The organism is Ruegeria sp. AD9, assembly GCF_056542305.1.
Genome location: NZ_JBQFZP010000021.1, coordinates 1 through 18,250, shown reverse-complemented (window position 1 = coordinate 18,250; position 18,250 = coordinate 1). Strand labels below are relative to the sequence as shown.

Below are 18,250 nucleotides of genomic sequence, written 5' to 3'. Positions count from 1 at the left end.
TGGCCCGCAAGCGACACATTTGTCGCCGCAGAGGGTTCTGCCCTGAACCTGCCTGGTGTCAGTCTAAGGGCGCTTTAGGTGAACCGTTTCGCCGGTTTGCAGGGCCTGCTGCGCTGCCAATCCCATTCGCACCGCCCACAAACCGTCATGCACTGTCACATCCGGTTCGGCCTTGTGCCCGCGCACCAGATCCAGAAACCCCTTGTGCTGATAATAGGTCGAGCCGTTGTGATCTCCGGCAGCCAGCAAACGGGGATCGACAGGGATATCCTGCGACATTGGCCCCTTGGGGTCCCGCGGGCTGACGATGACCTGCGGCACGGGCGGCGTTCCCAGATGGTCGGGCCAGAACCGTCCCGGCCCCGGCACCAGAGCCTCGACCTTGGCCTTGGGTCCGATGGCCGAAATCTCCTCCTGATAGCGGGCGCCTTCGGCGAACATGCACAGCTCGAGCATCGCGCGCGCGCCATTGGCGAAATCGACCAGAACATAGCCATGATCCAGTATATCGGGTGTTTCACCCCCGTAGGTTTCGTCCAGATGATTCACCGCCTGCCCACCGCTTGCGGTGATCCGCACAGGGTCAGATTGCAGGATCAGCCGCATCAGATCGAAGAAGTGGCAGCATTTCTCTACAAAGGTGCCGCCGGTGTTGCGGTTGAACCGGTTCCAGTCGCCGACTTTCCGCAGAAACGGAAAGCGATGTTCGCGGATCGACAGCATCCTGACCCCGCCTGTGTTCCCGATCTTGTCGATCAGGGTCGCGATGGGCGGCATATAACGGTATTCCATCGCAACCCAGATCGGGTGTGGATAGTCACGCTGTACCTTCGCTAGCCTTGCGGCGTCCTGGGGGTTGGTGAACAGGGGCTTTTCCACCAATAGCGGCAAGGGGCGCGTTTGCGCGATTTCACAGATCTGGTCGACATGCAGGTGATTTGGGCTGGCTATGACAAGGCAGTCCAGGTCTTCGATATCCAACACCTCTTGCACCGAGCGTGCCATAACCGCCCCCGGCGCGATCGCCTGCGCGGCTTTTGCCATCCCGGGATCGGGTTCGAATATCGCCGCGACACGCGTGCCGTCCAGCAGGGCGATGTTGTGCAGGTGTTCCTGCCCCATCATGCCACATCCGATCAGCCCGTAATTGATGGTCCGGGTCATGCGCGTTTCCTTTTACTTCAGACGTTGGACATAGGTGGCCCGGTCCGGGTCGAACCAGGTCTTTGAAAATTCGACAGGTTCGGCCTTGTCCGACCAGCTGAACCGTTCGATATAGCCCACCGTTTCACCGGCGGCTTTGGTGAACGCCGCGGGCGTCCAATCGGGCAGCTGGCCAATCGATACGCGATCTTCGGCCCGTGATATCCAGAAACCCAGCTGGTGCTGATAATAGCGGTAGAGCGAGTCCGACAGCAGGCTTCGCTTGATCAGGCCGGCTGATTCGTCCAGCCAGATTTCCTCGACCGCGATGATTGTGTCATTCAGATAGCGCATCCGACGTACGCGCGATCCGGTGTCTGAAGTGCCAAAATCCGGCAGATCGGAAGGTTTCTTCAGATGATCGACGGACAGGATATCCGCACGCGGCAACCCGCCCCCTTGGGGCAATTCCAGCCGGAACATCGCGTAGACGCTGTTCTGAGTTCCGGTCTCGCGGATGTAATTTCCTGACCCCTGAATACGCTCCAACATGCCTTTTTTCTCAAGCTCTGCGAGAGATTTTCGCAGCGTGCCGACCGACACGTTCAGCTCGGCCGCCATGTCGCGTTCTGGGGGCAGACGCTCACCATCGATCAAGCGGCCCGCAGCGACATCGCGGATCAGCAGCTCGGCAATCTGAACGTAGATAGGCAGGGCATTGGGGTTTCGGGTGTTGGGGGGCATTTCAGGCGCTTCATTCGGTCGCAGGAAAAATTGATACACTATTGATCTACATCAATGTGATTGCTACGCAAGAGGAAAGTAAAAGATGCACGGAGCGTGAATCAAATGACCATCGTCCCCATCACATCCCCTGATCTGGATGCGGCCGAGGTTTCGTGGTTCGCCGCCTTATGTTCGGACGATTATCAGTTCCTGGGTGTGCCCGATGGTGATCTGCGGTCCAGCTGGGAGCATTGCTCGGCCATCGTGAAAGAGGCCGAGGCACAGGGGTTCCGCAACATCCTGTGCCCGTCATCGTATCAGGTTGGGCAGGACACGCTGAGCTTTGTCGCCGGGTGTGCGCCTATCACGCAGAAGATCAACCTTTTGGCCGCCGTGCGCTGCGGCGAGATGCAGCCGATCATGCTGGCCCGCACGATCGCGACTTTGGATCACATGTTGAAGGGGCGGCTGACCGTCAACATCATTTCATCCGATTTTCCCGGCGAAAAGGCCGACAGTGCCTATCGTTATCAACGGTCGCGCGAAGTGGTCGAGATCCTGAAACAGGCCTGGACGCAGGAGGAGATCAACCATGCGGGCGAGGTCTACAACTTTACAGGTCTGACAACGGACCCGGCGCGGCCCTATCAGACTGGCGGGCCGCTGCTGTATTTCGGCGGTTATTCGCCCGCGGCGCTGGAGCTGTGCGGCGAGCATTGCGATGTGTACCTGATGTGGCCGGAAACCAAGGATCAACTGGCCGAGCGGATGAAAGCTGTTCATGCAGTGGCCGAAAACTATGACCGCACACTCGACTATGGCCTGCGGGTTCACATGATCGTTCGCGATACCGAAGCCGAGGCGCAGGAATACGCAGATTACATCGTCTCGAAACTGGATGACGACTATGGCCGCGCGATCCGCGAGCGGGCGTTGGATGCGACCTCGCTGGGGGTGGCGCATCAGACCAGGAACCGTGATCTGGCGGATGAGTATGGCTATGTGGAACCTGGTCTGTGGACAGGTGTCGGCCGCGCCCGTTCGGGCTGTGGTGCGGCACTGGTGGGATCAACCGATCAGGTCATGTCAAAGATCGAAGACTACCGGAAGATGGGCATTCGCGCCTTCATCTTCTCGGGTTATCCGCACATGGATGAGGCCAAGCATTTCGGTGCTCGTGTGATGCCGCATCTGAAAACGTGCTCGCTGCCCGAAGCGTACGGGCGTGTGCCCAAGACACCCCCGGCCACGCCGCTGGGCAATGGAGTGCGCCGCTGATGCAACGTGTGAAACTATCCCCGACGCTGGAAATGAGCCGCCTTGTCTATGGCATGTGGCGGCTGGGTGACGATAGCGACACCTCGGCAGGGCATGTCGAGGCCAAGATTCAAGCCTGTCTTGATCAGGGCATCACCACCTTCGATCAGGCCGACATATATGGCGGATACGCGGCCGAAGCCGTTCTGGGCAACGCCTTGCGCGCCAATCCCGGCCTGCGCCAGAAGATGGAGATCGTCACCAAATGTGACATCGTCGCGCCCGTGGGGCGGCATTCCGATGCGAAGGTCAAATACTATGACACCTCGCGCGCGCATATCCTGAAGTCCATCGACACGTCCCTGTCGGAAATGGCCATCGACCACATCGATCTGTTGCTGATCCACCGCCCTGATCCGTTCATGGACCACCACGAAACCGGGGCTGCGCTGGATGAGGCAGTCGCCAGCGGCAAGGTGGGCGCGGTTGGTGTTTCGAACTTCCGTCCGTGGGACTGGACCTTGCTGCAATCGGCGATGAAAACCCGGCTGGTCACCAACCAGATCGAGATTTCACTGGGCGAGATCACCCCTTTCACCAACGGAGATCTGGCGTTTCACCAACAGCACGGGCACCACCTTATGGCGTGGTCGCCGCTGGGGGGTGGGCTGTTGATGGCCGGAAACCCGCCCGTTGGGGTTGTCGCTGATGAAATCGCAGAAGAGTTCGGTGTAGACCGGGCCGCTGTGGCCGTGGCCTTCCTGCTGGCTCATCCGGCGGGCATTCTGCCGGTTCTGGGCACCAACAACCTGAACCGTATCAAACGCATCTCGGACGCGCTGAAAGTCACAATTGATCGCGAAACCTGGTTCCGCCTGTACGAGGCGGCGCTGGGGCATGAGGTAGCATGATGAACGCAATCTCAAGGAACATGACCCACACCTTTGTGCCACATAAGGACGACACCCGGACCCTGCGGGATGCTTTTGGGCGGTTTGCAACTGGCGTTACCATTGTGACATGCGACAGCGGTGACGGCCCGATCTGCATCACAGCCAACAGCTTTTCTTCACTGTCGCTGGACCCGCCACTGATCATGTGGGCCGGCGACCGCAACTCGCGCCGGTTCCCCTATTTTCGCGCGGCACCGCATTTCACGGTGCATGTGTTATCGTCGGCGCAGGCCGAGCTGTGTTTTGGCTGCTCGAAAGATGCCCATGCCCTGCGCGACATCCGGCACGAGCGCTGTGCAAACGGCACCCCGCTGCTGTCGGATTGCCTGGCACGATTTGAATGCGAACAACATGCCTATCACGACGCGGGCGATCACGTGATCGTGGTGGGCAAAGTCCTGAAGGCCAGCATGAGCGACGGCGACGCGCTGACGTTCTACGCCGGGAAAATGGGCCAATTCGCGCAGCACTAAGCGCGATCTGACGACCGCGGGACACACCTGCGGCTGAACAAGGGAGGATCCGCATGGGCGGACTGGCATCGGTGCTTGCGCCGATTGCATTCGTGAACGAAACCGCGCTGCGTCTGGGCCGCGCGGTTGGCGTTGTTGCGATTGCTTTCATGGTCATCGCAATCCTGATTCAGGTGTTCTTCCGATACGTTCTGGGCAACGCCCTGCCCTGGCCGGATGAGGCCGCGCGGTTCTGCATGTTGTGGATGACCGGGTTGATGGCACCGACGGCCTTTCGGCGCGGCGGTTTTGTAGCTATCGACATGCTGCAACGGTTTCTGCCGCGTATGCTCGGCCTGTCACTCAATCTGTTCCTCCTACTGATATCGCTGGCCGTGCTTTTGGTTGCGGTCAAAATCGGCTGGTCCGAGGTCACGGGCTTTGGCGGCAGGTTTGCAACCGCCGCCCTGTACCTGCCGACATCGCTTGGGTTTGACGAGTGGTACCGCATTCCGCGCAGCTGGATGATGGCCTCGCTGCTGGTGGGGATCATTCTGCTGATCTCGGTCAATATCGAGCTTATCCTGCGTTCCGTGGTCACCTTGCTTGGCGGCGCGCATCTGTTGCCGGACATTCCCGACGCAGCCGTGGGGGCCGAATAGATGCTGATCTGGTTCCTCCCTACGTTCCTGATTTTCCTGCTGATTGGCCTGCCGGTCTTTTTCGCGCTTCTAGCGGCACCCGGCATCTTGCTGTGGCTGAACGGACAGACGAACGACATCACCCTGCTTTATCGTAATGTCTACAACGGCATGGACAGTTTCCCGCTGATGGCCATCCCGTTCTTCATGCTGGCCGGTGAAATGATGAACCGCGGCGGCATCACCATCCGCCTTGTCGAATTCAGCCAGGCCCTGATGGGCCACCTGCGCGGCGGACTAGCGCATGTAAACGTTCTGAGCTCGATCCTGTTCGCGGGCCTTTCGGGATCTGCGGTGGCTGACACATCCGCCCTGGGGTCGATGCTGATCCCGGCGATGGAAAAACAGGGCTACACCCGCAAATTCGCCGCCGCCATCACAGCCGCGAGTTCGGTGATCGGGCCGATCATCCCGCCCTCGGGCATTATGATCATCTATGCCTATGTCATGGGTGAAAGCGTGGCCGCCTTGTTCCTTGCGGGGATCGTGCCCGGAATCATGGTGGGTGTCGGCCTGATGGTGATGATCAAGTTCATGGCCGACAAGTACGATTTTCCCGTCGCCAGCCGGAAATACACATGGGATGAGCGGCGCAAAGCCAGCCTCAAGGCGTTCTTCCCGCTGATGACGCCTGTGATCATTCTGGGCGGCATTCTGGGGGGCATCTTTACTCCGACCGAGGCCGCCGCTGTTGCTGTGGGCTACGCCTTTATCATCGGATTTTTCGTTCTGCGTACACTGACCCTGAGGGAAATTCCGGATGTTCTGAGCAATGCAGGTATGACGTCGGCTGTGGTGCTGCTGCTGGTTGGCGCAGCAATGGCGTTCAAGACCGTGGTCAGCCTGAGCCACGCCCCGGAACAATTGGCCTCGTTGATCCTCAGCCTGTCGGAAAATCCGCTGATCCTGTTGTTTCTGATCAACCTGTTGTTGTTTATCGTCGGTATGTTTCTGGACGCAGGCCCCGCGATCATCATCCTTGGCCCGATCCTTGGTCCCATTTTCACTGGCCTCGGCGTAGACCCGATCCATTTCGCCATCATCATGAGCGTCAATCTGACCGTCGGCCTTGCAACGCCCCCCATGGGGCTGGTGCTGTTCGTGGCCGCCGCCGTGTCGCGGGAGCGGGTCGAGACGATCGCCAAGGCGATCCTGCCGTTTCTGGCGGTCGAAATCATCGTGATCTTTCTGATCACCTACATTCCCGCATTATCCATGACGATCCCGAGGATAACGGGATTTGCAAACTGACTGAGTATCACAGGGAGGAAACGCATGCTCGGAAACTTCATCAAAACAGCGGCGATTGCCACATCGCTTGTGGCCGCGTCTGCGGTCGCTGCGGTGGCTGCGGACTATACGCTGCGCGCCACTGCCAATTCGAACGAAAATGACGAGGATTACGACGGTCTGATCGTTTTCAAGAACTATGTCGAGGCGGCGTCGAACGGCGCCATCGAGGTTGAGCTGTTCATCGGCACCCAGCTGTGTTCGAACGGTGCAGAATGCCTACAAGGCGTGGCGGATGGCACCATCGATATCTATATCTCTACCTCGGGCGGGGCCTCGGGCATCTTCCCCTATGTGCAGGTTCTGGACCTGCCCTATCTGATGGCCGATGACCGGATCGCCGAGCATGTTCTGTCGGGCGATTTCACCCGCAAGATGCGCGACATGGCGCTGGAGGATTCAGGTGGCGCGATCCGCCTGATGACCATCGGCAACACCGGCGGCTGGCGCAACTTCGCCAATACAAAACACCGGGTGGCCGAGCCTGCCGACATGGAAGGTCTGAAAATCCGCACCGTTGTCGCCGACCTGCCACAGGAACTGGTCAAGGCACTGGGCGCGTCACCTACACCGATCCCGTGGCCGGAACTTTTCACCAGCTTCCAGACCGGCGTTGTCGAGGGGTCAAAGAACGGCATCACCGACATCATGGGCATGAAGTTCCCGGATGCCGGCCTGCAATATGTCACGCTGGACGGGCACGCCTATATGGGTGCGCTGTGGTGGATGAACAACGCCAAGTTCCAGGCGATGCCCGAAGATATGCGCCGGGTCGTTGTCGATGGGTTCTACGCCCTGCAACAGGCCACTTTTGCCTCGCCCAAGCGCAAATCGATTCAGGCCTATGAGGACTTCGTCGCAGGTGGCGGCGACCTGTATGTCCCGACACCCGAGCAGAAGGCTGCGTTCAAAGCCGCAGCTTCACCTGTCTATGACTGGTTCCAGACCAATGTTGCCCGTGGTGATGAAATCTTTGCCGCGCTGACCGAAGCGGTCGCGGCGGCTGAGGCGGACGTGAACGCCTCGCGCAATGCGGACCTGAACTGAACGGACGGGTCGGGCCTTGTGGCCCGGCCCTTATCGAAACGGGTACATCCACCCTTTGTAGTCGTTGACCAGAACATGCGCCTTCTCGATCTGCTCCGGCGACATTTTCTTGATCACTTCCTCAAGGCTGATCGCCGCATCGGGATCGCCGCCAATGGCGCTGAGCGTGTACCACATATAGGCCCGCACCAGATCGGGGGCGGGCAATCCCAGACCCAGTTCGTAGTACCAGCCGACCCCCGACTGCGCCCCCGGATGCCCCTTCATCGAGGCACGCAGATACCATTCAAACGCCCTTTCGTGGTCCTGCTCGACCCCAAGACCCAGCCCGTACATCACACCAATCAGTTCCTCGGCCTCGGCATTGCCCGACCGGGCGGCGGGCAGCAGTTCCGCGCGCGCGGCTTCAAACTCTCCGGCCTCCATCATGTCACGGGCCTGTTCCAGCTCAGCCAGAGCCGGGGTCGCAAGAAAACAAAGGGTAAAGAGAAACTGGCGCATTGGGCGATTGTCCTCGTTTGGGCGGGGGCCGCGGTGGCGCAGGACCTGCCGCGCCCGCTGACAGATGATGACTTTATCCCATTTGATATGGAACAGGCCACTATCGGTCATCAACTGTTTTACGATCCGATCCTGTCAGGCAATCAGAACATTTCGTGCGCCCATTGCCATCACCCCGATTTCGGCACCTCTGACGGGTTGTCCCTGGGGATCGGCGAAGGCGGACAGGGTCTTGGACCGGAGCGCACACCGGGTACCGGGGCGGACAAGATCCGCAAACGCATTCCCCGAAATGCGCCGGGGTTGTGGAACCTCGGGGCCAAGGACATCCGTACCGTTTTCCACGATGGCCGCCTGAGCATCTCGGACCTCTATGGCAACGGGTTCAATTCGCCTGCACAGGAATGGCTGCCCGGGGGATTGAACTCGCTTCTGGCGGCGCAGGCCTTGTTCCCGCTGACCGCGCAATTCGAGATGGCCGGTAATGTCGCTGAAAATCAGGTGACCGGCGCGGTTCACGACAGGATCGACAAGGGCTGGCCGATCCTTGCCAAACGCGTGCGGACCGATCCGCGCTATGGCCCTGCCATAGTCGCGGCTTTTGACAACATCGAGACCACCGAAGACATCACGATCACCCAGATCGCCAACGCGCTGGCGGCCTTCATGGCCATCGAGTGGCGCAGCACCGACAGCCCATTCGACCAGTACTTGGCCGGGGACAAGGATGCGCTGTCAGACATCCAGAAAGACGGGATGAACCTGTTTTATGGCAATGCGCGATGCGCGACCTGCCATGCGGGTCCGTTGATGTCGGACCAAGAGTTTCACGCGCTAGGTTTGCCCCCTTTCGGGCCGGGCCGGACCCGGCAATGGGACCCATATGCGCGGGACGTTGGACGGATGGCGGAAAGCAACCGTCTGGAAGACGCCTATCGCTTTCGCACGCCGATGCTGCGCAATGTCGCCCTGACCGCGCCCTACGGGCATAACGGTGCTTTTGCGGACCTCGAAAGCATGATCCGTCACCATCTTGACCCACAGACCAGCCTTGCCAAATGGAAACCCGACATGGCTGCGTTGCCCAAGGTTCCCTGGCTGCAAAAAGCGGATTTCGTGGTGTGGGAAGACCGGTTCGAAATGGAACGCCAGCGCAGCAGGATCGACATTGCGCCAGTGACGCTTTCGGATGTGGAAATCGCCGCCCTTGTCGCATTTCTGCATTCCCTGACGGGCACTGGTATTGGCTCTCCTCCTTTCGGGGTGCCTGCCGATTTCAACCCCTGACGGCGGTTACGCCATAATGACAATTGATCCGGCAAAATGTCGGATTAGTCGATCACTTCGTCAAATTGCGGCCTATGAAATGTCTGGCCAGCCCTGCACCATAATATCAGGAACAGAAATTTACGGAGACGTTGATGTCCTGGAATATTTGCGTAATCGGGGCAGGCAAGATCGGTCAGATGATCGCGACGCTGCTGAGGGCCTCGCCAAACTATACAGTGACCGTGGCCGACCATGACCTGAAAGCACTGGGTGATATCACAAGGCTTGGTATTGGCACGAAACAGATTGATGCCCGGGATGCGGACAGTCTGGCAAAGGAACTGACCGGGTTTAACGCCGTGGTTTCAGCGGCACCGTTCTTTCTGACCCCGAACATTGCCAAGGCCGCCAAAGAGGCGGGCGCGCATTATTTCGACCTGACCGAAGACGTTGCGGCCACCGAGGCCGTACGCCAACTGGCCGAAGGCAGTGAGACAGCTTTCATGCCGCAATGTGGTCTGGCACCTGGTTTTGTGGGTATCTCCGGAGCCGCGCTTGCAGCGGAGTTCGATGAGCTGGACAGCCTGCATATGCGGGTGGGCGCGCTGCCGCTTTATCCGACCAACGCGCTGAAGTACAATCTGACCTGGTCGACCGATGGGTTGATCAACGAGTACTGCAATCCATGCGACGCCATTGTGAACGGCAAACTGGTCAAGACCGCGCCGCTGGAAGATTACGAGATTCTGGGTCACGATGGTGTGGAATATGAGTGTTTCAACACCTCGGGCGGATTGGGCACGCTGCCGGAAACACTGGAAGGCAAGGCGCGGGCCGTGTCTTATCGCACGATCCGGTATCCCGGCCATTGTGAAATCCTGAAACTGCTGCTGCACGATCTGGGGCTGGAACGCCGCCGCGATCTGCTGAAAGAGATCTTCGAGACCGCCCTGCCCCGCACCGATCAGGACGTGGTGCTGGTCTATTGTACGGCCAAGGGTATGATCAATGGCGTTCTGCGCGAGAAATCCCTGATCAACAAAAGCTTTGCCCGCACCATCAACGGACAGGTCTGGAGTGCCATTCAGGTCACCACAGCTGCGGGTATTCTGGGCGTCGTTGACCTGATGCGTACCGGCACGCTGCCTTCGAAAGGGTTTGTCCGGCAGGAACAGGTCAAACTGAACGACTTCCTGAAAACAGAATTTGGCCAGCTGTATCGTGCTGGTGACGTGACCCGGCAAAACAAGGCGGCCTGAGATATGAAAGACATCGTAATGACAGCCCAAACCACGCTTGCAAATCTGGATCTGACGGGTGCCGCATTGAAGGGCGGCACCCTGAAAGTGACGTCGCCGATTGACGGTAGCCTGCTGGCCGACGTGCATGAAACTCCGGCCACCGAAATGGACGCGATCATTGCCCGCGCCAAAACCGCGTTCAAGGCGTGGCGCGTTGTGCCGGCCCCGCGTCGGGGCGAGCTGATCCGCCTGTTGGGCGAAGAGCTGCGCGCCGCCAAGGACGATCTGGGCGCGCTTGTCAGCTGGGAGGCCGGCAAGATCACGTCCGAAGGTCTGGGCGAAGTGCAGGAGATGATCGACATCTGCGACTTTGCCGTTGGTCTGTCGCGTCAGCTTTACGGTCTGACCATCGCATCGGAACGTCCGGGGCACCGGATGATGGAAACCTGGCATCCGGCGGGCCCAGTCGGGGTGATCTCGGCCTTCAATTTCCCGGTTGCCGTCTGGTCGTGGAACGCCGCTTTGGCACTGGTTTGTGGCGATCCGGTGGTCTGGAAACCGTCCGAGAAGACCCCGCTGACAGCGATGGCCTGCCAGAAGATCTTTGAACGCGCGCTGGTGCGGTTTGGCGATGCCCCCGAAGGGTTACTTCAGGTCCTGATCGGTGGCGCGGAGTTGGGCGAGGCGCTGGTGGCCAGCGAAGATGTTCCGATCATCTCGGCCACGGGTTCGACACGTATGGGTCGTGCAGTTGCGCCCATTGTAGCGGCACGCTTTGGCAAGTGCATTCTGGAACTGGGTGGCAACAACGCGATGATCGTTGGCCCTTCGGCGGATCTGGAAATGGCCGTGCGCGCCATTGTCTTCTCGGCCGTTGGGACCGCCGGTCAGCGCTGTACCACGCTGCGCCGTCTGATCGTGCACAACTCGATCCGCGAGGAACTGGTGGGCCGCCTGAAAAAGGCTTATGCCGGTTTGCCCATCGGCAATCCGCTGTCTGAGGGCACGTTGATCGGGCCACTGGTAGATGAGGCATCGGGTGCCGCCATGACAGCCGCACTGGAAACCGCAAGGGCCGAAGGCGGCACCGTGTTTGGCGGCGCGCGCGTGACCGCAGGGCTTCCTGCGGGTGTCTATATGCAGCCCGCAATCGTCGAAATGCCCGGCCAAAGTGCGGTCGTGAAAACCGAGACATTCGCACCGATCCTTTATGTCATGGGCTATGACGATTTTGACGATGCGATCCAGATTCAAAACGATGTGCCGCAAGGGCTGTCATCCTGTGTGTTCACGCTGAACATGCGCGAGGCCGAGCAATTCCTGACTGCGGCGGGGTCGGATTGCGGTATTGCCAACGTCAACATCGGCCCCTCGGGCGCCGAGATCGGTGGCGCATTCGGAGGCGAGAAAGAAACCGGTGGCGGACGCGAAAGCGGCTCGGACGCGTGGAAGGCCTATATGCGCCGCCAGACCAACACCGTGAACTACTCGGCAGAGCTCCCGCTGGCGCAGGGTGTCAAATTCGACATCTGAACCAGCGCGCAAACTGACGGACATTCTGATCCCCCCGGAGCTTTGATGTTTCGGGGGGATTGCTTTTGTCGCGCAGGGTTTGGCACTGGCAGGCTGAAGCAGGCACAAAACCGGTGGTTCTTGACGAAATCCCTGCCGTGCGGCATGTGATGTCGCTGGGGGGAACGGCATGTCCGATAAGGTCAGATGGCCCGACACGGCATGTATGAACAGGTTAAGCGTCCGAGTGGCCCCGATGGCTGGCTGCTTTTATACCGGAAGGTAAGTAAGATATGTGCCCTGCACCCGTTGATGCAGAGACCCCGCGCGGGTTCATCATCCCGATCGGCGGCGGCGAAGACCGCGTCAAGGAAATGCAGATCCACCGTAAGTTCGTAGAGCTTTCAGGTGGTGAGAATGCCGATATTGTCGTGATCCCGACAGCCTCGATGCTGGAAGAGACCGGACCGGATTACAATCGCATCTTTTCCGAACTGGGTGCGGGCAAGGTCGAATTTCTGCCCATCTCACGTCGTGCCGATTGCGATAATCCCGATTATGCCGAGATGCTAGACCGCGCCACAGGGGTTTTCATGACCGGTGGCAATCAGCTGCGGCTGTCGGCGATTCTGGGTGGCACGCTTGTGGCACAGAAAATTCGCCGTCGGAATGCGGCTGGTGTGCCGGTTGCCGGCACTTCAGCCGGGGCATCGATCATGTCCGAACACATGGTGGCCGGGGGCAGCAGCAACTCGGCCCCGGCTGAGGGCAATATCACGCTGGCTCCGGGCATGGGCTTGACCAACGCCGTCATCATCGACCAGCATTTCACACAGCGCAATCGGCTGGGACGTTTGTTAACTGCTTCATCTTTCAACCCTTTTTTGATCGGACTGGGTATCGACGAAGACACGGCAGCCTTCATCGGACCCGATAATGTCCTTGAAGTCGTGGGCAGTGGATCAGTTACCGTCGTTGACGCCAGTCATCTGACTCATTCGTCGATGTGGGACGCGCGCCGCGGTGAAGCACTGAGCCTGCTTGGACTTCGGCTTGACGTTCTGGGCGAAGGGTGCCGTTATGATCTGACGGCTCGCCAGGCTTTTCCGCCGGATGAGCATATGGCGTTCTGCACATTGCCGGACATGTCCGGTCAAGAGGCCGCCAGCGGGGGGAATAATAGCTAACCAACGGGGAGCCTCATGAAAATAATCTCGACCAATGTCTTTGTCGGCCCAAATGTCTGGGCAAGTTTTCCGGTCATTCGCCACGTCATCGATCTAGGTGTTCTGGAAGAGTGGCCTTCGGCAAGGATTGGTTCCGAGTTTATTGACGCCTTGATCAAGGCGCTTCCCGGTCTGGCGGAACATGGCTGCTCCTATCGCGAACCCGGCGGCTTCATCCGCCGCCTGCGCGAGGATGAAGGCACCTGGTTGGGGCATGTGCTGGAACATTGCGCCATCGAAGTGCAGAACGTGGCCGGGTCCGACGTGACCTTTGGCCGTACGCGCGGCACAGGTGAGCCGGGCCAGTACAATATGGTCTATGAATACCGCCAGCGTGACGTCGGTCTGGATGCGGGCAATTTGGCGATGCGGTTGCTGATGCACCTGCTGCCGCAATCCCTGAAAGATCAGGTGGATTACGAATTCGACCCGGACTTCAACTGGGATGAAGAACTGCGCAGCTTTGTGCTGAGGGCGCAACGCAAGGAATTTGGCCCGTCGACCGGATCGCTGGTCAAGGCGGCGCAGGAACGCGACATCCCGTGGATCAGGCTGAATTCCGGCTCGCTTGTGCAATTTGGGCACGGCAAGTTTCAGAAACGCATTCAGGCGACAATTACATCCGAGACCAAGCATATCTCGGTCGAGATTTCCTGTGACAAGGAAGACACCCATAATCTGCTGAACGATCTTGGCCTGCCGGTACCGCAGCAACGCATGGTCTATTCGGCCCGCGAGGCCGTGCGTGCGGCAGCGCGGATCGGGTTTCCGGTGGTGGTCAAACCGTTGGACGCCAACCATGGGCGCGGCGTGTCGATCAATCTGAATTCCGATGCCGAGGTCGAGGCGGGCTTTGCCGAGGCCAAGGAGCATTCACGCAGCCGCGCCATTCTGGTTGAAAGCTTCATCACCGGCTTTGATCACCGGATGCTGGTCGTGAACGACAAACTGGTTGCGGTGGCCAAACGCGTCCCCGGCCATGTAATAGGCGACGGCACCCATACGATTGCCGAATTGGTCGACATCGTGAACCAAGACCCGCGTCGGGGCATCGGGCACGAAAAAGTACTGACCAGACTCGAGCTGGACAATCAGGCTAATCGCTTGATGGAGAATGCAGGCGTGACGGAAGACACTGTCTTGCCCGAGGGCGAGGTTTTCTATCTGCGCTCGACCGCGAACCTGTCAACGGGTGGCACCGCCATCGACCTGACCGACGTGGTGCATCCCGACAACCGAGACATGGCCGAACGCGCCATCATGGCCGTCGGGCTGGATGTGGGCGGTGTCGATTTCCTGATCGACGATATTACCAAATCCTACAAGGATATCGGTGGCGCGATTGTCGAAGTAAACGCCGCCCCCGGTTTCCGGATGCATGTGGCCCCGTCCGAAGGTCAGCCGCGCGATGTGGCGGGCAAGGTCATCGACATGCTGTTCCCCCCCAATGAACAGACCCGCATCCCGATTGCGGCCATAACCGGCACCAACGGCAAGACGACCACGTCGCGGATGCTGGGTCACATCATGAAAACCAGCGGCAAGATCGTTGGCATGACCTCGACCGACGGCGTCTATGTGGATGGCAAGCTGAGCGTCAAGGGGGACATGACCGGCCCGAAATCGGCACAGATCGTCCTGCGTGATCCGATGGTCGATTTTGCGGTGATGGAAACCGCGCGGGGCGGGCTGGTGCGCTCGGGTCTGGGCTATCAACGCTCGAACGTGGCGGCCTGTCTGAACGTCTCGGCAGATCATCTGGGTCTGGGCGGGATCAACACGGTAGAGGAGCTGGCCGTCGTCAAACGGGTGGTGGTGGAAAGCGCGACCGATACGGCCGTGCTGAACGCCGACGACATCAATTGTCTGAAAATGGCCGATTATGCCGGGGCGGATCAGATCTTCTATGTCACGACCAACCCCGGTCACAGTCTGGTCAAGGAACATATCAAGACAGGGGGCAAAGCCATCGTGCTGGAAAAAGGCATGAATGGCGACATGCTGACCATCTATGACAAAGGGCTTCACATCCCGGTTCTGTGGTCGCATCTGATCCCCGCCACCCTTGAGGGCAAGGCGATCTTCAACGTGCAAAACGCCATGGTCGCGGCGGCAATGGCCTATAGTTTTGGGGTCGATCTGGACAATATCCGGCATGGTCTGCGCACTTTCGACACCAGTTATTTCCAAGCGCCGGGGCGGATGAACGTCTATGATGAACATCCCTTCAAAGTGATTCTTGATTACGGCCACAACCCAGCCGCGCTGAAAGCGATGGCCGCATTGGCCGATCAGTTGGACGTCAAGGGCCGCAGGCTGTGCGTTGTTGCGATGCCCGGCGACCGCCGCGATGAAGACATCGTTGATGGAGCCGCAGCGCTCGCCGGGCATTTTGATCATTTCATCTGCAAGGCCGATGACCGCCGCCGGGGTCGCGGGCATGACGAAGTGCCGCAAATGATGCGGCAGGCCCTGATCGATTGCGGGACGCCAGATGAGGCGATCACGATCATCCCGGATGAGGTTGAGGCCGTGACCGCCGCGCTGGAAATGGCGGCACCGGGCGATCTGCTGGTGATCTTTGGCGATGACACCACACGGTGCTGGAAACAGATCATCTACTTCAATTCCGATGGCGAAACCTCTGAAACCGAGGCGGCATCCAGGACCAGCCCCGCCGACACCACGTTCGAGGACATGTTCGACAGCGACCAGAACCTGATCCGGGACGAACGCGGCGTAAGACTGGCGCGTGAAGTCAGCGAAGACGCGGATTGAGCGAGGGCACCGGAATGGACCGGATCGAAGAGCTTGAAACCGCGCTGACCATCGAATGCGCGACCGCTGATCATATTCAGGTGGATGACGCGCGGCGTCTGACCGGCCCCGGCCTGTTATGGGATCACCCCGGCGCGGTGATGGATGTGTTTTTCACGGATATCGACCCCGCGCAGGTCATTGCACTGTGGGAAAAACATGCCCGGCGCGTTCTTGATGCGCTTGGCTGGCAGGATCAGGCACTGACCCACCGTACCTTCACCGATGGTGTCAATCTGGCAATCTCGGCACCGATGGATCAGCTTTATTCCGCGATCTTTGCAGCGCAGACCGCCTGGCATTTCTGTGCGGCAGAGTTGTTGGCGACGACGCCGGGCGATTTTGATCAGATGATCCGGAACGTCAAAGGCGTCATGGCGAAGGAGGCCAATCCTGCGCTGATCGCCCTGATCGCGGCAGCCGAGGCGCATGGCGTGGATATCCTGTGCGACGATGACGAAATTTCCATCGGGCATGGCACCGGCAGTCAAACCTGGCCTGTCGACGCATTGCCCGCCCCGGATGACGTGGACTGGCCCGCCCTTCACAACATCCCCGTCGCCTTCATCACCGGAACAAATGGCAAGACCACGACGACCCGGTTGCTGGAGGCCATCGCCCGCGCCTCGGGCAAGGTCGCGGGATTGACCTCGACCGAGTTTGTGCGGGTGGGTGATGATATTCTGGATCGCGGCGATTATTCCGGCCCCGGCGGAGGGCGGATGTTGCTACGCGACAAGCGGCTTGAAATCGGCTGCCTCGAAGTGGCCCGTGGGGGTATCCTGCGCCGCGGCCTGCCGACACGTGCCGCCATGGCCGCCACTGTCACCAACGTGGCGAACGATCATCTGGGGCAATACGGCGTCAACACGGTGCCCGAGCTGGCTCAGGCGAAATTCGCCGTGCACCGGACACTGACCAAGGGCGGCGTTCTGGCCCTGAATGCCGATGATCCTTTTGTCCGTGCCGAGGCCGAAAACACTACGGCAAATATCTGGTGGTTTTCTCTGGATGCCGGGAGTGATCTGATCCGTCGGGCGCGGGACGCGGGAACATGCTGCGCTTATGTTTCGCAGGGCAATATCGTCTTTTTCGACGGCCGGTCCGAGCAGGTGGTCATAGCTGTGTCCGACGTGCCCCTGACCATGGGCGGGGCCGCGAAATACAACATCCTGAACGCTCTGGCGGCTATGTGCCTTGCGCTGGCTTTGAAGCTGACGCTTGAGGCGGTGCGGCATGGGTTGGCCGGGTTCAAACCGGATGCCAGGGACAATCCGGGTCGCTGTAACGAATTCCTATACAACGGCGCTCAGGTTTTCGTGGATTTCGCGCATAACCCGCATTCGATTTCTGCCGTGTGCGATGCGCTGTCGGCCCTGCCAGCAAAACGGCGGTTCATCATGCTCAGCCATGCCGGAGATCGCTCGGATCAGGACATTCGGGACGTCACTGCAACCGCGTTGAATTTCCAACCCGACGTGGTCGTTGCTGCTGAACTGGAAGGGTATCTACGGGGCCGCTCATTGGGAGAGATACCGGACCTGATCGAAAAGTCTGCCCTGGAACAGGGATATGACAAGACCCAGATCCAAAGGGCCGCATCCCCGTCCGAGGCTGCCGCGATGATCCTGAAACAGGTGGAACCGGGCGATCTAGCACTGCTGCTGGTTCTGTCGGAACGCGACGCCGTGCTTGAGATGCTGGACCAGCAGGTGACGTAGTGGGGTGAGGGAGCAGGAAGGCAGCGAGCCGCCATCTCCGGCTGCGGTCATCTAAGCAGCAAATTGCGCAACACCCTTGCATTGAAACCCAGCCTGACAATACTCGCCCAACACAGGCAACAGGTTGTTGAGGTTAGGTGTTATGGAGATTGAGCAGACGGGGTTGTCGGGTGTGTTGGTTATTCGCCCGCAGCGGCATGGGGATTTGCGCGGGTTTTTTTCCGAAAGCTGGAACAAGGCGCGGCTGGAGGAGGCTGGGGTTGTGTTGCCGGAATTTGTGCAGGACAACCATTCGCTGTCGTCCGCGGTGGGGACATTGCGCGGCCTGCATTTTCAGGCGCCCCCGCATGCGCAGGGCAAATTGGTGCGGGCGGGCCGGGGCGCGCTTTATGAT

General features: G+C 59.6%; 16 protein-coding genes. 13 read left to right on the top strand and 3 right to left on the bottom strand.

Going from position 1 to position 18,250, the window contains the following annotated elements; genetic code table 11:
* Nucleotides 1–63: 63 nt before the first annotated feature.
* On the bottom strand, nucleotides 64–1,164 hold the full coding sequence (locus ACR0AM_RS19535) for a Gfo/Idh/MocA family protein (protein ID WP_480623763.1): 1,101 nt from the start codon (nucleotides 1,162–1,164) through the stop codon (nucleotides 64–66).
* Nucleotides 1,165–1,176: 12 nt separating this feature from the next.
* Complete coding sequence (locus ACR0AM_RS19530) at nucleotides 1,177–1,887, bottom strand: GntR family transcriptional regulator (RefSeq protein WP_480477535.1); 711 nt, start codon at nucleotides 1,885–1,887, stop codon at nucleotides 1,177–1,179.
* A 105-nt stretch (nucleotides 1,888–1,992) separates the two neighbouring features.
* Between ACR0AM_RS19530 and ACR0AM_RS19525 the strand changes: the two genes are divergently transcribed.
* The 6 genes from ACR0AM_RS19525 to ACR0AM_RS19500 are packed head-to-tail and all read left to right on the top strand — an operon-like array spanning nucleotide 1,993 to nucleotide 7,569.
* Nucleotides 1,993–3,147, top strand: coding sequence for an LLM class flavin-dependent oxidoreductase (locus ACR0AM_RS19525; RefSeq protein ID WP_480588882.1), 1,155 nt, complete (start codon nucleotides 1,993–1,995; stop codon nucleotides 3,145–3,147).
* Complete coding sequence (locus ACR0AM_RS19520) at nucleotides 3,147–4,037, top strand: aldo/keto reductase (RefSeq protein WP_480588879.1); 891 nt, start codon at nucleotides 3,147–3,149, stop codon at nucleotides 4,035–4,037. Before ACR0AM_RS19525 ends, ACR0AM_RS19520 begins: the two co-directional genes overlap by 1 nt.
* On the top strand, nucleotides 4,037–4,552 hold the full coding sequence (locus tag ACR0AM_RS19515; RefSeq protein ID WP_480484813.1) for a flavin reductase family protein: 516 nt from the start codon (nucleotides 4,037–4,039) through the stop codon (nucleotides 4,550–4,552). The genes ACR0AM_RS19520 and ACR0AM_RS19515 overlap by 1 nt, the downstream gene beginning before the upstream one ends.
* Before the next feature lie 53 nt (nucleotides 4,553–4,605).
* Nucleotides 4,606–5,193, top strand: coding sequence for a TRAP transporter small permease (locus tag ACR0AM_RS19510; protein WP_480477543.1), 588 nt, complete (start codon nucleotides 4,606–4,608; stop codon nucleotides 5,191–5,193).
* Complete coding sequence (locus tag ACR0AM_RS19505; RefSeq protein ID WP_480477545.1) at nucleotides 5,194–6,483, top strand: TRAP transporter large permease; 1,290 nt, start codon at nucleotides 5,194–5,196, stop codon at nucleotides 6,481–6,483. It begins immediately after the preceding gene.
* A 24-nt stretch (nucleotides 6,484–6,507) separates the two neighbouring features.
* Complete coding sequence (locus ACR0AM_RS19500) at nucleotides 6,508–7,569, top strand: TRAP transporter substrate-binding protein (RefSeq protein WP_480560636.1); 1,062 nt, start codon at nucleotides 6,508–6,510, stop codon at nucleotides 7,567–7,569.
* Between the two features lie 30 nt (nucleotides 7,570–7,599).
* Here ACR0AM_RS19500 and ACR0AM_RS19495 read toward each other — a convergent pair whose 3' ends face one another.
* On the bottom strand, nucleotides 7,600–8,070 hold the full coding sequence (locus ACR0AM_RS19495; protein WP_480477549.1) for a tetratricopeptide repeat protein: 471 nt from the start codon (nucleotides 8,068–8,070) through the stop codon (nucleotides 7,600–7,602).
* A gap of 33 nt (nucleotides 8,071–8,103) precedes the next feature.
* Here ACR0AM_RS19495 and ACR0AM_RS19490 point away from each other — a divergent pair, with 33 nt between their 5' ends.
* The 7 genes from ACR0AM_RS19490 to ACR0AM_RS19460 form a co-directional block, all read left to right on the top strand.
* The gene (locus ACR0AM_RS19490) at nucleotides 8,104–9,357 is read left to right on the top strand and encodes a cytochrome-c peroxidase (protein WP_480521094.1); all 1,254 of its coding nucleotides are present in this window, start codon (nucleotides 8,104–8,106) and stop codon (nucleotides 9,355–9,357) included.
* Nucleotides 9,358–9,491: 134 nt separating this feature from the next.
* A complete protein-coding gene (locus ACR0AM_RS19485; protein ID WP_480496091.1) occupies nucleotides 9,492–10,598 on the top strand; it encodes a saccharopine dehydrogenase family protein in 1,107 nt (368 codons plus the stop codon).
* Between the two features lie 3 nt (nucleotides 10,599–10,601).
* Nucleotides 10,602–12,113: an L-piperidine-6-carboxylate dehydrogenase gene (gene amaB / locus ACR0AM_RS19480; RefSeq protein WP_480496093.1), complete on the top strand. Its 1,512-nt coding sequence runs from the start codon at nucleotides 10,602–10,604 to the stop codon at nucleotides 12,111–12,113.
* 272 nt (nucleotides 12,114–12,385) lie between these two features.
* Nucleotides 12,386–13,279, top strand: a complete 894-nt coding sequence (locus tag ACR0AM_RS19475; RefSeq protein ID WP_480477557.1) for a cyanophycinase — start codon at nucleotides 12,386–12,388, stop codon at nucleotides 13,277–13,279.
* A 15-nt stretch (nucleotides 13,280–13,294) separates the two neighbouring features.
* Nucleotides 13,295–16,096 (top strand): cyanophycin synthetase, encoded by a 2,802-nt coding sequence (gene cphA / locus ACR0AM_RS19470; protein WP_480623762.1) that lies wholly within the window; start codon nucleotides 13,295–13,297, stop codon nucleotides 16,094–16,096.
* Nucleotides 16,093–17,856 carry a Mur ligase family protein gene (locus tag ACR0AM_RS19465; protein WP_480623761.1) on the top strand — a complete coding sequence of 588 codons (1,764 nt, stop codon included), beginning with the start codon at nucleotides 16,093–16,095 and terminating at the stop codon, nucleotides 17,854–17,856. The genes cphA and ACR0AM_RS19465 overlap by 4 nt, the downstream gene beginning before the upstream one ends.
* A 142-nt stretch (nucleotides 17,857–17,998) precedes the next feature.
* On the top strand, nucleotides 17,999–18,250 hold a 252-nt coding region (locus tag ACR0AM_RS19460; RefSeq protein ID WP_480623760.1), incomplete at its 3' end, for a dTDP-4-dehydrorhamnose 3,5-epimerase family protein.

What these genes read in the sequence shown, in the direction of transcription:
- ACR0AM_RS19535 (WP_480623763.1), bottom strand. Translation starts at nt 1,164, where the DNA reads ATGACCCGGACCATCAATTACGGGCTGATCGGATGTGGCATGATGGGG.
- ACR0AM_RS19530 (WP_480477535.1), bottom strand. Translation starts at nt 1,887, where the DNA reads ATGCCCCCCAACACCCGAAACCCCAATGCCCTGCCTATCTACGTTCAG.
- ACR0AM_RS19525 (WP_480588882.1), top strand. Translation starts at nt 1,993, where the DNA reads ATGACCATCGTCCCCATCACATCCCCTGATCTGGATGCGGCCGAGGTT.
- ACR0AM_RS19520 (WP_480588879.1), top strand. Translation starts at nt 3,147, where the DNA reads ATGCAACGTGTGAAACTATCCCCGACGCTGGAAATGAGCCGCCTTGTC.
- ACR0AM_RS19515 (WP_480484813.1), top strand. Translation starts at nt 4,037, where the DNA reads ATGAACGCAATCTCAAGGAACATGACCCACACCTTTGTGCCACATAAG.
- ACR0AM_RS19510 (WP_480477543.1), top strand. Translation starts at nt 4,606, where the DNA reads ATGGGCGGACTGGCATCGGTGCTTGCGCCGATTGCATTCGTGAACGAA.
- ACR0AM_RS19505 (WP_480477545.1), top strand. Translation starts at nt 5,194, where the DNA reads ATGCTGATCTGGTTCCTCCCTACGTTCCTGATTTTCCTGCTGATTGGC.
- ACR0AM_RS19500 (WP_480560636.1), top strand. Translation starts at nt 6,508, where the DNA reads ATGCTCGGAAACTTCATCAAAACAGCGGCGATTGCCACATCGCTTGTG.
- ACR0AM_RS19495 (WP_480477549.1), bottom strand. Translation starts at nt 8,070, where the DNA reads ATGCGCCAGTTTCTCTTTACCCTTTGTTTTCTTGCGACCCCGGCTCTG.
- ACR0AM_RS19485 (WP_480496091.1), top strand. Translation starts at nt 9,492, where the DNA reads ATGTCCTGGAATATTTGCGTAATCGGGGCAGGCAAGATCGGTCAGATG.
- amaB (WP_480496093.1), top strand. Translation starts at nt 10,602, where the DNA reads ATGAAAGACATCGTAATGACAGCCCAAACCACGCTTGCAAATCTGGAT.
- ACR0AM_RS19475 (WP_480477557.1), top strand. Translation starts at nt 12,386, where the DNA reads ATGTGCCCTGCACCCGTTGATGCAGAGACCCCGCGCGGGTTCATCATC.
- cphA (WP_480623762.1), top strand. Translation starts at nt 13,295, where the DNA reads ATGAAAATAATCTCGACCAATGTCTTTGTCGGCCCAAATGTCTGGGCA.